The sequence below is a fragment of the Streptomyces sp. BBFR51 genome, assembly GCF_044591655.1.
GTDB lineage: Bacteria > Actinomycetota > Actinomycetes > Streptomycetales > Streptomycetaceae > Streptomyces.
The window spans coordinates 8,822,632-8,838,488 of the sequence record NZ_CP172448.1 but is presented as its reverse complement, the minus strand read 5'-3'; the positions used below and the strand labels follow the sequence as shown (position 1 = coordinate 8,838,488).

Genomic DNA, 15,857 nt, shown 5'->3' with positions numbered 1-15,857 from the left:
TGAAAGGTGTTGTGAGGCTGGGATGGCTGACGACGGCAAGCTCCTCGAGTACCTGAAGCGCGTGACGGCCGACCTGGCGCAGACCCGCCGCCGGCTGCAGGAGGTCGAGTCCGCCGACCACGATCCGATCGCGATCGTCGCGATGGCCTGCCGCTACCCGGGCGGGGTCGCCTCCCCCGAGGAACTGTGGCGGCTCGTCGAGTCGGGCGGCGACGCGGTGTCGGCCTTCCCCACCGACCGCGGGTGGGACCTCGACCAGCTTCTCGGCGGCGACGGATCCGGCACCAGCTACGTCGCCGAGGGCGGATTCCTCGACGACGCCGGCGCGTTCGACGCCGGATTCTTCGGCATCTCCCCCCGCGAGGCCCTCGCCATGGATCCCCAGCAGCGGCTGATGCTGGAGGTCTCCTGGGAGGCGGTGGAGCGCGCCGGAATCGCCCCGGACAGCCTGCGCGGAGGACGGGTCGGCGTGTTCGTCGGCTCCGGATTCCAGGACTACGGCGACCTGCTGAACTCCGCCCCCGAGGCAGCCGAGGCGTACCTCGGCACCGCTGCCGTCGCCGCCGTCATCTCCGGACGCATCTCCTACGCCCTGGGACTCGAAGGCCCCGCTCTCACCATCGACACCGCCTGCTCCTCCTCCCTGGTCGCGGTTCACCTCGCCGCCCAGGCCCTGCGCAAGCGCGAATGCGGTCTCGCCCTGGCCGGCGGCGTCATGGTCATGTCCACCCCGGGACCGTTCGTCGCGTTCAGCAAGCAGCGCGGACTCGCCGCCGACGGCCGCTGCAAGGCCTACTCCGACAGCGCCGACGGCACGGGCTGGGCCGAGGGGGCGGGCATGCTCGTCCTGGAACGGCTCTCCGACGCCCGCCGCAACGGCCACCCGGTCCTGGCCGTCGTCCGCGGTTCCGCCGTCAACCAGGACGGCGCCTCCAACGGCCTGACCGCCCCCAACGGCCTTGCCCAGCAGAAGGTCATCCGTCAGGCCCTCAGCGCCGCCGGCCTTCCGGCGGCAGAGGTCGACGCCGTCGAGGGCCACGGCACGGGTACCACGCTGGGTGACCCGATCGAGGCGCAGGCGCTGCTGGCGACCTACGGACAGGGCCGTCCGCAGGGACGGCCGTTGTGGCTGGGGTCGTTCAAGTCGAACATCGGCCACGCCCAGGCCGCCGCCGGAGTGGGCGGCGTCATCAAAATGGTGCAGGCCATGCGGCACGGCATCCTGCCCCAGACCCTGCACATCGACGAGCCGTCCACCCACGTCGACTGGAACGCCGGCGACGTCAGACTGCTCACCGAGCAGGTGACCTGGCCGCAGAACACGCACCCGCGCCGCGCGGGTGTCTCCGCGTTCGGCGTCAGCGGCACCAACGCCCACCTGATCATCGAGCAGGCACCCACCGAGGAGGCCGACGACGCCTCCGCGCCCGCGCCGACCCGCCTGCCGACGGGCACCCCGCTGCCCTGGCTGCTCTCCGCCCGCAGCCGGGAAGGACTCGCCGCCCAGGCCGAGCGCCTCACCGCCCGCGTCGATGAGGCCACCGCCCTCGACCTCGCACACTCGCTGGCCACGGGGCGTGCGGCCCTGGACTACCGCGCGATCGTCCTGGCCAACGAGCCCGACGAGGCGCGCGAGGCTCTCACCGCGTTGGCGGCCGGTGCACCGCACCCGGCACTGCACAGCGGCCTGGCCGTCGAAGGGCCGACCGCGTTTGTGTTCACGGGGCAGGGTGCGCAGCGGTTGGGGATGGGCCGTGGGTTGTATGAGGCGTTCGGGGTGTTCGCTGGGGCGTTCGACGCGGTGGTGGCCGCGGTGGACGAGCACCTTGAGGGGGTGTCGCTGCGTGATGTGGTATGGGGTGACGATGCGGAGGTTTTGAACCGTACCGAGTTTGCTCAGCCGGCGTTGTTTGCGGTTGAGGTGGCGTTGTTCCGGTTGGTGGAGTCGTGGGGGGTGCGGCCCGATTACCTGGCTGGGCACTCGATCGGGGAGCTGGCGGCCGCTCACGTGGCGGGTGTGTTCTCGCTGGAGGATGCGGCGCGTTTGGTGGTGGCGCGGGGCCGGTTGATGCAGGCGTTGCCGTCGGGTGGTGCGATGGCAGCCGTGCAGGCGACGGAGGCGGAGGTCCTGCCGCTGCTGACGGACGACGTGTCGGTGGCGGCCGTCAACGGTCCGATGTCGGTCGTGGTGTCGGGCGCGGAACGCGCGGTGGCGGCGGTGGTGGAGCACTTCACCGCTGAGGGCCGTAAGACGAACCGGTTGAAGGTGTCGCATGCGTTCCATTCGCCGTTGATGGAGCCGATGCTGGACGACTTCCGTGCGGTCGCGGAAAGCCTGTCGTTCGGTGAGCCGGTGATTCCGGTGGTGTCCACGGTGACCGGCGAAGTGGCGGTGGGCTGGGACAGTGCCCCGTACTGGGTCGGCCAGGTCCGTGAGGCGGTCCGCTTCGCCGACGCGGTGCACACGCTGGAATCCGTCGGGGTTTCCCGGTTCCTGGAGCTGGGTCCGGACGGTGTGCTGTCCGCGATGGTCCAGTCCATCACTGACGCGGGCGCTGACGCTGACCAGACCGGTATGGGTGTGGTGGCGGTCGCAGCGACCCGTCGGGACCGTGACGAGGCCGAGGCCCTCCTGTCCGCTCTGAGCCGGCTGCACACCAGTGGTGTGTCCGTCGACTGGACGGCGTTCTTCGAGGGCACCGGCGCCCAGCGCGTCGACCTGCCCACCTACCCCTTCCAACGCCAGCACTACTGGATCACCCCGGAGAACGGTGCGGGCGATGTCGTTTCCGCCGGTCTCGACTCCGCCGACCACCCGCTGATCGGGGCCGCGGTCGTCCTCGCCGACTCCGAAGGGGTCGTGCTCACCGGCCGCCTGTCCGCCGCCTCCCACCCGTGGCTCGCCGACCACGTCGTCGGCGGCACCGTGTTCTTCCCCGGGACCGGTTTCGTGGAGCTCGCCATCCGCGCCGGAGACCAGGTCGCCTGCGGGGAGGTGGAGGAACTCACCTTGGAGGCGCCGCTGGTCCTCCATGAACGCGGCGCCGTGCAGTTCCAGGTTGCCGTCGGCGCACCCGCCGAGGGCACCGGCGCCCGCCCGTTCACAGTGCACTCCCGTCGCCAGGACACCGACGTCGACGCCGCCTGGACCCGCCACGCCACCGGCGTACTCCTCCCGGGCACGGTCGCGGCCCCCGCCGCCGACACCTCCCTCGAGTCCTGGCCGCCGCTGGATGCCGCGCCGGTCGACCTCGACCGCCACTACGAGACGCTGGCCGCGGCCGGCCTGGAGTACGGGCCGGTCTTCCAAGGACTGAAGGCCGTATGGCGCTCCGGCGACTCCGCCTACGCCGAGGTCGCCCTCCCGCCGCAGGTGCATGCCGACGCCCAGCGGCTCGGACTGCACCCCGCCCTTCTCGACGCGGCCCTGCACGCCATCGTGTTCACAGGAGCATCGACGGAGGGCGCCGCGATCCCCTTCACGTGGAACCGGGTCGTCCTGCACACCGCCGGTGCCACCACCCTGCGCGTGCGGCTCACCCGTACCGGCGACGACGCCGTCTCGGTCGCGGTCGCCGACGGCTCCGGCCGGCTCGTGGCCACCATCGGGGCGCTGTCCGTCCGGCCCATCTCGGCCGAGCAGGTGGCCAACGCCCGCGCGCCGCGCCAGGACTCCCTCCACCGCCTGGACTGGACGCCGGTGCCCGCCGCCGAGGCGCCGCGCACCGTCACCGCCGTCCTGCACTCGGAACCCGGGACCGACGCCCGGTCCGTCCACCGTGCCGCCACGGAAGCGCTCACCTTCCTGCAGACCCACCTGGCGGACGAGGAGGACGACGGCCGGCTCGTCGTCGTCACCCGTGGCGCGGTTCCCGCGGGTGGTCAGGACGTGACCGACCTGGCCGGTGCCGCCGTCTGGGGTCTGATCCGTTCCGCCCAGTCCGAGAACCCGGGCCGCGTCGTCCTGGTGGACCTCGCCACCGGCGACGGCGACCGGAGCACGGACACCGACGCCCAGGTCGCCCTCGCCCTGGCCACCGGTGAACCGCAGATCGCCGTGCGCGAGTCGACGCCGTACGCCCCTCGGCTCAGCCGTGTCCCCGCCGCGACGGAGGAGGTCGTGCCCGCCTTCGGCCCGGACAGCACCGTGCTGGTCACGGGCGCCACCGGAAGCCTGGGCTCGCTCCTCGCCCGGCACTTGGTGGCACGGTACGGAGTGCGCCGCCTGCACCTCACCAGCCGACGTGGTCCGCAAGCCCCCGGCGCGGCGGAGCTGATCGCCGAACTGACCGGAGCGGGTGCCGAGGTGACCCTGGTCGCCTGCGACGTCTCCGACCGGTCGGCACTCGCGGACCTGCTCACCCGTACGGAACCCACCGCGGTGGTCCACCTCGCCGGCGTCCTCGACGACGGCACCCTGGGCTCCCTCACCCCCGAGCGGCTCGACTCCGTCCTCGCCGCAAAGGCGGACGCTGCCCTGCACCTGCACGAACTGACCGCGGAGCGCGAGTTGTCGGCGTTCGTGCTGTTCTCCTCCGGCGCGGGCGTGCTCGGTACCCCCGGCCAGGGCAACTACGCGGCGGCGAACGCCTGCCTGGACGCGCTGGCCGCACACCGCCGCACCGCCGGACTGCCGGCGCACTCACTCGCGTGGGGCCCCTGGACCGGCGGCATGGCCGAGACCCTCGACGCGACGCACCAGCAGCGGATGTCCCAGGGAGGCATCTTCCCGCTCACCCCCACCGACGGCCTGGAGCTCTTCGACGCGGCCGTCGCCACCGGCGAAGCCTGTGTCGTACCCGCCAAGTTCGATCTCGCGGCGATACGCAACGGTGGCGACGGCCTCCCGGCCCTCCTGCGCTCTCTCGCACCCACCGCCCGGCGGCGCAGCGCCGGGGAGGCATCGGACGGCTCAGGGGCGCTCCGGCGCCAGCTGGCCGGCCTGGCCGCGTCCGACTGGGAAGCCACCCTGCTCGATCTGGTACTCAACCGGGCCGCTCTGGTCCTGGGCTTCGCCTCCGGCCAGGCCATCGAGGCCGAGCGCGCCTTCCGCGACCTCGGCTTCGACTCTCTGGCCGCCGTCGAACTGCGCAACGGCCTGAACAGCGACACCGGGCTGCGACTCCCCGCCACCCTGGTCTTCGACCACCCGACACCGACCGCCCTGGCCCGGCACCTGCTGGAAGAACTGTCCGGCGGTCTCGACGACGCGACCACCGCGAGCGGAACCCTGCCGGCCACCCCTCTGGACGACGATCCGATCGCGATCGTCTCGATGGCGTGCCGTTATCCGGGTGGGGTCGCTTCGCCGGAGGACCTGTGGCGGATGGTCGCGGACGGAGTCGACGGGGTGAGCGTGTTCCCGTCCGACCGTGGCTGGGACACCGACTCCCTCTTCGACCCGACCGGCGAGCGTGCCGACACCAGTTACGTCCGTGAGGGCGGTTTCCTGCATGAGGCGGCTGGCTTCGATCCGGGGTTCTTCGGGATCAGTCCGAACGAGGCCTTGTATATGGATCCGCAGCAGCGGTTGTTGCTGGAGACGGCGTGGGAGGTCTTCGAGCGGGCGGGTATCGACCCGGGGACTCTGCGGGGCAGTTCGACCGGCGTGTTCGCGGGGATGATGTACCACGATTACGCCGCCAGCAGTGGTACGGGCGCCATCGCCTCGGGCCGGGTCTCCTATGTCTTCGGTCTGGAAGGCCCGTCGGTCACGGTCGACACGGCGTGCTCGTCGTCGCTGGTCGCCTTGCACTGGGCGATGCAGGCGCTGCGCTCCGGTGAGTGCTCGATGGCCCTGGCCGGCGGTGTCGCCGTGATGGCCACCCCGGAGGCGTTCGTCGAGTTCAGCCGCCAGCGGGGGTTGTCCCGGGATGCTCGTGCCAAGTCCTTCGCGGCGGGTGCGGACGGCACCGTGTGGGGTGAGGGTGTCGGGATGCTGTTGGTGGAGCGGTTGTCGGACGCGCGGCGGCTGGGTCATCCGGTGCTGGCCGTCGTCAGGGGTTCGGCCGTCAATCAGGACGGTGCTTCCAATGGGTTGACGGCTCCCAATGGTCCGTCGCAGCGGCGGGTGATTCGTCAGGCGTTGGCATCGGCGGGGTTGTCGGCTGCGGATGTGGATCTGGTGGAGGCGCACGGGACCGGGACGACGCTGGGTGATCCGATCGAGGCGCAGGCTCTGCTGGCCACCTATGGGCAGGACCGGGTGGAGGGCCGTCCGTTGTGGCTGGGTTCGCTGAAGTCGAACATCGGTCATACGCAGGCGGCTGCGGGTGTTGCGGGGATCATCAAGGTTGTTGAGGCGATGCGGCACGGGGTGTTGCCCAAGACGTTGCATGTGGATGAGCCGTCGCCGCAGGTGGACTGGTCGGCCGGTGAGGTCGAGCTGTTGACCGAGGCGCGTGCATGGCCGGAGCTGGAGCGCCCCCGTCGGGCGGGTGTCTCCTCCTTCGGTATCAGCGGTACGAATGTGCATGTGATCGTCGAGCATGATCCGTCTCTTGCGGAGGCGGACACCACCGCTCCTGTCTCTGAGGGGCAGTTCGGTGGTCCGGTGCCGTGGGTGGTGTCGGCGAAGTCGGCGGACGCGCTGGTGGCGCAGGCGGAGCGGCTGCTGGCGCAGGTCCGGGAGTGGGATGGCCTGTCGCCGGTGGATGTGGGCTTCTCCCTGGCCACCACCCGTGCGGTCCACGACCACCGGGCGGTGATCGTGGGCCGGGACCGGGACGAGCTGGTCAAGGGTCTGTCGGCCCTGGTGGCGGGTCCTGGCCCCCTGTCCGGGCGCCGTACCGCTGGCAGGACGGCGTTTGTGTTCACGGGGCAGGGTGCGCAGCGGCTGGGGATGGGCCGTGGGTTGTATGAGGCGTTCGGGGTGTTCGCTGGGGCGTTCGACGCGGTGGTGGCCGCGGTGGACGAGCACCTTGAGGAGCCGTCGCTGCGTGATGTGATGTGGGGTGATGACCCCGAGGCCCTGAATCGCACGGAGTTTGCTCAGCCGGCGTTGTTTGCGGTTGAGGTGGCGTTGTTCCGGTTGGTGGAGTCGTGGGGGGTGCGGCCCGACTACCTGGCGGGGCACTCGATCGGGGAGCTGGCGGCTGCTCATGTGGCGGGTGTGTTCTCGCTGGAGGATGCGGCGCGGCTGGTGGTGGCGCGGGGCCGGTTGATGCAGGCGTTGCCGGCGGGTGGTGCGATGGCGGCGGTGCAGGCCACGGAGGCGGAGGTCCTGCCCCTGCTGACGGACGACGTGTCGGTGGCGGCGGTCAACGGTCCGATGTCGGTCGTCGTCTCAGGAGCCGAGCGCGCGGTGTCCGCTCTGGTGGAGCACTTCACCGCTGAGGGCCGTAAGACGAACCGGCTGAAGGTGTCGCACGCGTTCCACTCGCCGTTGATGGAGCCGATGCTGGATGACTTCCGTGCGGTTGCGGAAAGCCTGACGTTCGGCGAGCCGGTGATTCCGGTGGTGTCCACGGTGACCGGCGAAGTGGCGGTGGGCTGGGACAGCGCCCCGTACTGGGTCGGCCAGGTCCGCGAGGCGGTGCGTTTCGCGGACGCGGTGGGCACGCTGGAGGCTGCGGGGGTTTCCCGGTTCTTCGAGCTGGGTCCGGATGGTGTGCTGTCGGCGATGGTCCAGCAGTCCGTCACCGACCCCGCCCCCGGCACTGACGGGGGTGTGGTGGCGGTCGCGGCGACGCGTCGGGACCGTGACGAGGCCGAGACACTGCTGTCGGCTCTGGGCCGGCTGTACGCCAGTGGTGTGTCCGTCGACTGGACGGCCCTCTTCGAGGGCACCGGCGCCCGCCGCGTCGACCTGCCCACCTACCCCTTCCAACGCCAGCGGTACTGGGTCGACACCCTGCAGTACTGGGCCAGCCCCTGGGCCGGTGCGGGTGTCGGCGGCGGAGGCGCCGCTGGCGTGGACGGCATGGGCCACCTCCTGCTGGGCGCGGTCGTCGAGTCCCCCGACGCCGAGGGGCCCCTCCTCACCGGGCAGCTGTCCCTCGCCACGCACCCGTGGATCGCCGACCACCGTGCCTTCGGCAGTGTCCTGCTGCCGGGCACGGCGTTCGTGGAACTCGCGCTACAGGCCGGTGATCACGTCGGTCTCGGCAGCCTCGCCGAGCTGGCTCTGCAAGCACCGCTGGTCCTCCCGGAACAGGGCACTGTGGTGCTTCGTGTGGCCGTCGGAGCGATCCGGGCGGACGGCAGCCGTTCCGTACGCATCCACTCGCGCGTCAAGGAAGCCGACGACGCACCGTGGAATCTGCATGCGGAAGGGCTCCTGACCGCTGAGGTGTCCGTGCCCGCACGGGACCTCGCGGAGTGGCCCCCGGCCGCCGCGGAGTCCGTCCCCGTCGAAGGGGTCTACGAACGGCTGCTGAGCCGCGGCCTGCACTACGGACCGCTGTTCCAGGGGCTCAAGGCGGCTTGGCGGCGCGGTGAGGAGCTGTTCGCCGAGGTCGAGTTGCCCGAGGACGCCCACGAGGACACCGAGCGCGTGGGAATCCACCCGGCTCTGCTCGACTCCGCTCTGCACGTCAGCCTGATCGGCCAGGACTCCGGCGACGAGGACACGGAAGGGGGCACCCTCGTGCCCTTCGCGTGGAACTCCGTCTCCCTCCAGGCCACCGGAGCCACGGCGCTGCGAGTCCATGTGGTCCCGACCGGCCCCGACAGCCGTGAAGTGACCGTCGCCGACAACTCCGGAAACACCGTGCTGAGCGTCGGCTCCCTCGTGGCCCGCGAAATATCGGCCGAACAACTGGCTCCGGCGTCCGGGAGCGGGCCCGCGGACCTGCCGTACGCAGTGCGGTGGGTGCCTGGACCGGCGGCGGACGCATTGCCGTTCGGGCCGGAATGGGCCGTTGTCGGCTCGCAGATGCCTGACCTGGGCCTGGACGTCGTACGCCATGACGATCTCCCCACGCTGCTCGCCGCCGTCGAGGCGGGTGCCGACGTGCCCGCGACGCTGGTCCTGCCCGTGGCCGCCGCCGATGCGAGCGATGGTGTACCGGCCGAGGTCCGCCGGGTCACGAGCGAGGTCCTGGAAGTCGTCCAGACCCTGCTGAGCGACGACCGGTTCACCAGTACCCGGCTCGCTGTGGTGACCCGTGGTGCCGCAGGTCCGGACGCGTCCGCCGACGCGGGCTCCGTGGTTGCGGCTGCTGTGTGGGGTTTGGTGCGGGCGGCGCAGAGTGAGAATCCGGATCGTTTTGTGCTGGTGGATGTGGATGGTTCGGCAGGCTCGGTGGGTGCTCTGGGTGGGGTGCTTGCCGGTGGTGAGGGGGAGGTGGTGTTGCGTTCCGGTGTGGCGTGGGTGCCGCGTCTTGCCCGGGCCGCCGTACCCGTCCCCGTCCCGGGGGAGGGGTCTGTTGCGTTCGCCGAGGGTGGGACGGTGTTGGTGACGGGTGGTACGGGTGGTCTGGGTGCGTTGGTGGCGCGGCATCTGGTGGTCGAGTACGGGGTGCGTCATCTGTTGTTGACGAGTCGGCGGGGTGCGGGTGCTCCGGGTGCGTCGGAGTTGCGGGCGGAGCTTGCGGGTCTGGGTGCCGTGGTGGAGCTGGTGGCCTGTGATGTCGCCGATCGGGAGGCGGTGGCCGCGCTGGTGGCGGGGATCGGTCCTGAGCATCCGTTGACGGGTGTGGTGCATTCGGCGGGTGTGTTGGATGACGGTGTGGTGGGTGCGTTGTCGGTGGAGCGGTTTGCGGGGGTGTTGGGGCCGAAGGCGGATGCGGCGTGGTATTTGCATGAGTTGACGTGTGATTTGGGACTTTCGGCGTTTGTGTTGTTCTCGTCGGTGGCGGGGACGTTGGGTGGTGCGGGGCAGGCGAATTACGCGGCTGCGAATGTGTTCTTGGATGCGTTGGCGGTTCATCGTCGTGGGTTGGGGCTGCCGGCCGTGTCCATGGCCTGGGGCCTGTGGGACACCGGTATGGGTGGAGACCTCGACGAGATCACCGCACGACGGCTGGCGCGCCAGGGTTTCCCGCCGCTGCCGACCGAGGCCGGCCTCGCGCTGTTCGACCAGGCGCTCGGTTCCGACACCGCGCAGGCGGTGCTGCTGCGACTCGACCTTGCCGCGCTCCGCACGCAGGCGGCGGCCGGTTCCGCGGTTCTCCCGATGCTGCGTGGCCTGGTGCGTGTGCCGACGCGGCGGGTGGCTCGTAATTCTGGTGGTGAGGCTGGGCTCGGGGCGCGTTTGTCGGCTCTTTCGGCCGAGGAGCGGTTGCGGGTTGTGCTGGAGGTGGTTCGTGGGCAGGTGGCGGAGGTTCTCGGTCATGCGTCGTCGGACGCGGTCGAGCCGGACCGGGCTTTCAGCGAGCTGGGTTTTGATTCGCTGGCCGCTGTGGAGTTGCGTAACCGGTTGGGTGAGGTGTGTGGGCTGAGTCTTCCGGCGACGTTGGTCTTCGACCATCCCACCTCGGAGGCGGTGGCCGGGTTCCTGGTGGCCGAGCTGACCGGTGCGGTGGAAGGTGCCGTGGTCGTCCGGGACCGTTCTGTCGTGGACGACGATCCGATCGCGATCGTCTCGATGGCGTGCCGTTATCCGGGTGGGGTCGCTTCGCCGGAGGACCTGTGGCGGATGGTCGCGGACGGTGTCGACGGGATCTCCGATTTCCCGTCCGACCGTGGCTGGGACACCGATTCCCTCTTCGACCCGACCGGCGAGCGTGCCGACACCAGTTACGTCCGTGAGGGCGGTTTCCTGCATGAGGCGGCTGGGTTCGATCCGGGGTTCTTCGGGATCAGTCCGAACGAGGCCTTGTATATGGATCCGCAGCAGCGGTTGTTGCTGGAGACGGCGTGGGAGGTCTTCGAGCGGGCGGGTATCGACCCGGGGACTCTGCGGGGCAGTTCCACCGGCGTGTTCGCGGGGATGATGTACCACGACTACGCCGACAACAACAACACCGGGTCGATCGCCTCGGGCCGGCTTTCCTATGTCTTCGGTCTGGAGGGCCCGTCGGTCACGGTGGACACGGCGTGTTCGTCGTCGCTGGTCGCGTTGCACTGGGCGATCCAGGCGCTGCGCTCGGGTGAGTGCTCGATGGCGCTGGCCGGCGGTGTCGCGGTGATGGCCACCCCGGACGTCTTCGTGGAGTTCAGCCGCCAGCGCGGTCTGGCATCCGACGGTCGCTGCAAGTCCTTCGCGGCGGGTGCGGACGGCACCGGCTGGGGTGAGGGTGTCGGGTTGCTGTTGGTGGAGCGGTTGTCGGATGCGCGGCGGTTGGGGCATCCGGTGCTGGCGGTGGTGCGGGGTTCGGCCGTCAATCAGGACGGTGCTTCCAATGGGTTGACGGCTCCTAATGGTCCGTCGCAGCGGCGGGTGATCCGTCAGGCGTTGGTGTCGGCGGGGTTGTCGGCTGCGGATGTGGATCTGGTGGAGGCGCACGGGACGGGGACGACGCTGGGTGATCCGATCGAGGCGCAGGCTCTGCTGGCCACCTATGGGCAGGATCGGGTGGAGGGTCATCCGTTGTGGCTGGGTTCGCTGAAGTCGAACATCGGTCATACGCAGGCGGCTGCGGGTGTTGCGGGGATCATCAAGGTTGTTGAGGCGATGCGGCACGGGGTGCTGCCGAAGACGTTGCATGTGGATGAGCCGTCTTCGCAGGTGGACTGGTCGGCCGGTGAGGTCGAGCTGTTGACGGAGGCGCGTGCGTGGCCGGAGCTGGAGCGCCCCCGTCGAGCGGGTGTCTCTTCCTTCGGTATCAGCGGCACGAATGTGCATGTGATCGTCGAGCATGATCCGTCCCTTGCGGAGGCGGACACCAGCGCTCCTGTCTCTGAGGGGCAGTTCGGTGGTCCGGTGCCGTGGGTGGTGTCGGCGAAGTCGGCGGACGCGCTGGTGGTGCAGGCGGAGCGGCTGCTGACGCAGGTCCGGGAGCGGGATGGTCTGTCCCCGGTGGATGTGGGCTTCTCCCTGGCCACCACCCGTGCGGTCCACGACCACCGGGCGGTGATCGTGGGCCGGGACCGGGACGAGCTGGTCAAGGGCCTGTCGGCCCTCGCCGCCGACCCTGGCCCGTTGTCCGGGCGCCGTACCGCTGGCAGGACGGCGTTTGTGTTCACGGGGCAGGGTGCGCAGCGGTTGGGGATGGGCCGTGGGTTGTATGAGGCGTTCGGAGCATTCGCGGCGGCGTTCGACGCGGTGGTGGCCGCGGTGGACGAGCACCTTGAAGGAGTGTCGCTGCGTGATGTGGTGTGGGGTGACGATGCGGAGGTTTTGAACCGTACGGAGTTTGCTCAGCCGGCGTTGTTTGCGGTTGAGGTGGCGTTGTTCCGGCTGGTGGAGTCGTGGGGGGTGCGGCCCGACTACCTGGCCGGGCACTCGATCGGAGAGCTGGCGGCCGCTCACGTCGCGGGTGTGTTCTCGCTGGAGGATGCGGCGCGGCTGGTGGTGGCGCGGGGCCGGTTGATGCAGGCCCTGCCGGCGGGCGGTGCGATGGCAGCCGTGCAGGCCACCGAAGCGGAAGTCCTGCCCCTGCTGACGGACGACATGTCCGTGGCGGCCGTCAACGGTCCGACGTCGGTCGTGATCTCGGGCGCGGAGCGCGCGGTGTCCGCTCTGGTGGAGCACTTCACCGCTGAGGGCCGTAAGACGAACCGGTTGAAGGTGTCGCATGCGTTCCATTCGCCGTTGATGGAGCCGATGCTGGACGACTTCCGTGCGGTCGCGGAAAGCCTGTCGTTCGGTGAGCCGGTGATTCCGGTGGTGTCCACGGTGACCGGCGAAGTGGCGGTGGGCTGGGACAGTGCGCCGTACTGGGTCGGCCAGGTCCGTGAGGCGGTCCGCTTCGCCGACGCGGTGCACACGCTGGAATCCGCCGGGGTTTCCCGGTTCTTCGAGCTGGGTCCGGACGGTGTGCTGTCCGCGATGGTCCAGCAGTCCGCCACCGCCACCGACACCGGCACTGACCCGGGTGTGGTGGCGGTCGCGGCGACGCGTCGGGACCGTGACGAGGCCGAAACCCTCCTTTCCGCTCTGGGCCGGCTGCACGCCACCGGTGTGTCCGTCGACTGGACGGCCCTCTTCGAGGGCACCGGCGCCCGCCGCGTCGACCTGCCCACCTACCCCTTCCAACGCCAGCGGTACTGGGTCGAGGCCGGGCGAGGGGACAGCGACCTCGGCGCGGCAGGGCTGGAGAGTGCCGAGCACCCGCTGCTCAACGCCGTACTCACCGCCCCCGAGGGAGACTCGTTCGTCCTCACAGGGAGCCTGTCGGTGGCGACCCACCCGTGGCTGGCCGACCACGCTGTCGGCGGTACCGTCCTCTTCCCCGGCACGGGGTTCATCGAGTTGGCGATCCGCGCCGGGGACGAAGCGGGCTGCTCCACGGTTCAGGAGCTCACCATCGCGGCGCCACTGGTCCTGCCCGAGCGGGGTGCCGTATCCCTCCAGGTGACCGTAGGAGGCCCCGACGACTCGGGCGCCCGTTCCTTCGGCGTGTGGTCCCGGCCGCAGCATGCCGAGGCCGACACACCGTGGACCCGGCACGCCACCGGCCTGCTCACCGAGACGGCCTCCGTCGCGGACTTCGAGTTCGGCAGCTGGCCGCCGGCCGGTTCCGAGCCCGTCCAGGTCGACGACCTCTACGACTCGCTGGCCGCCTCCGGCCTCGAGTACGGCCCGGTCTTCCAGGGGCTGCGGGCCGCCTGGAGGTCGGGTGACGCCGTGTACGCCGAGATCGAGGTACCGGAGGAGCACCTCGTCGACGCGGACCGGTTCGGTCTGCACCCGGCGCTGCTGGACGCCTGCCTGCACGCCGTCGGCCTGCGCGACGCCGACGAGGGGGAGCATTCGGCGGCTGCCCGGCTGCCCTTCTCCTGGGACGGGGTCGCACTGTACGCGGCGGGTGCGGGCACACTCCGCGTACGGATCACCCCGGCCGGTTCGGACGGTGTCGCCCTGGCGGTCGCCGACGCAGCAGGCAGCCCGGTCGCGTCCGTGGACACCCTGGTCCTACGCGAGGTCTCCGCCGCGCAGCTGTCCGCGGCCGGCGCCAAGGCCCATCACGACAACCTGTTCCAGCCCGGCTGGGTTCCGCTGACGCCTCCCCAGGTCTCCGCGCCCCCGCACTGGGCCGAGTGGGACACGCTCCTAGACGACGGGCCCGTACCCGAGATCGTCGTGCTGCGCTGCCCGCCGGGCGACGACGCCGAGGCCGTGCACGCGGCGGTGCGGCGGACCCTCGGCGTGCTGCAAACCTGGCTCGCCGACGAGAGGTACGAGGACGCCAGGCTGCTCGTCGCCACCGACGGCGCGGTCGCGGTCGAGGGATCCGCCGTGACCGACCTCGCCGGTGCGGCCGTGTGGGGGTTGGTACGCGCCGCCCAGTCGGAGAACCCCGGGCGCTTCCTCCTCGCCGACCTGCCCGGGTCCGAACTCACCGAAATACCCGCGCTCGCCGCCACCGAGGAGCCGCAGCTCGCGGTCCGGGACGGGCGGATCCTCGCCGCCCGTCTGCTGAGGGTGCCCCTCACCGAGGAGGCCGCCCCGCGGGCCCGCTTCGACGCGAGCGGCACCGTTCTCCTGACCGGTGCCACCGGCACCCTGGGCAGTCTGGTAGCCCGGCACCTCGTCACCGAGTACGGCGTGCGGAGACTGCTGCTCACCAGCCGGCGTGGCATCCAGGCACCCGGCGCGACCGAGCTGGTCGCCGAACTCACCGCACAGGGCGCCCACATCGACGTGGTGGCTTGTGACGTCACCGACCGGGTCTCGCTGGCCAAGGTCTTCAGCAGTGTGCCCGCCGAGCACCCGCTCACCGGGGTGGTGCATCTCGCGGGCATGCTCGACGACGGCGTCATTACGGCACTGACGCCGGAGCGGGTCGAAGCGGTGCTCCGGCCCAAGGTCGACGCCGTTCTCCACCTGCGCGACCTCATCCTTGAAAGGGGAACCGACCTCGCCTCGTTCGTCCTGTTCTCCTCGGCCGCCGGCATCTTCGGCACTCCAGGACAGGGCAATTACGCGGCCGCCAACGCCTTCCTGGACGCTTTCGCCACCCAGCGGCACGCGGCAGGTCTGCCTGCCCAGTCGCTGGCCTGGGGACTCTGGGAGGACGAGGCGGGCATGGCCGGTGAGCTCGGCGACTCGGCCGCGCAGCGGATGAACCGCACCGGGGTCGAGGCACTCACCAGCGAGCAGGGAATGGCCCTGTTCGACGCCTCCGGCACCGTGGACGCAGCCGTACTCGTCCCTGTGCGGATGGACCTGTCGCCGTCCCCGGACAGCGAGACTCCCGCCATGCTCCGGGCCCTCGTCCGGCGATCTGCGCGGCGTGCCGCACAGGGCAGTGGCTCCGCCGCCACCGCCGCCCTGCGCAAGCGGCTGGCGGACGCCCGGGAGGAGGAGCGGTACGCGATCCTGCTCGACCTGGTCCGTACACACGCGGCGGACGTCCTCGGACACGCCGACACGGCCGCGATCGAACCGGACCGGGCTTTCAAGGAACTGGGTTTCGACTCGCTCAGCGCCGTCGAGTTCCGCAATGCGGTGAACGCGGCCACGGGACTGAGGCTGCCGCCGACGCTGGTCTTCGACTACCCGAGCGCGGACGTGCTCGCCGAGCACATCGGCATGGAATTCGCTCCGGCCGGCGACGAAACCGACCAGGACCAACAGGTCCGCAACGTCCTGCAGACCATCCCGCTCAGCCGTCTGCGCGACGCCGGACTCATGGACGCTCTGCTGGAGCTGGGAGGAGTTCTCGACCGTGGCTCCAGCCAGCCGTCCGAGGATGACCCGGACGGGCAGCCGTCCATCGACGAACTGGACGCCGAGGCGCTCATCAGCATGGCGCTTGAAGGCCAGGAGTTCGACGACGCCACGACACGGGGAACGGGAGAACTGTAGA

At 70.7% G+C, this 15,857-nt stretch carries 1 protein-coding gene; it reads left to right on the top strand.

Going from position 1 to position 15,857, the window contains the following annotated elements; translation table 11 throughout:
• The first annotated feature begins 61 nt into the window (after positions 1-61).
• Positions 62-15,856 carry an SDR family NAD(P)-dependent oxidoreductase gene (locus tag ACGH7X_RS39895; RefSeq protein ID WP_399897683.1) on the top strand — a complete coding sequence of 5,265 codons (15,795 nt, stop codon included), beginning with the start codon at positions 62-64 and terminating at the stop codon, positions 15,854-15,856.
• Position 15,857 lies beyond the last annotated feature (1 nt).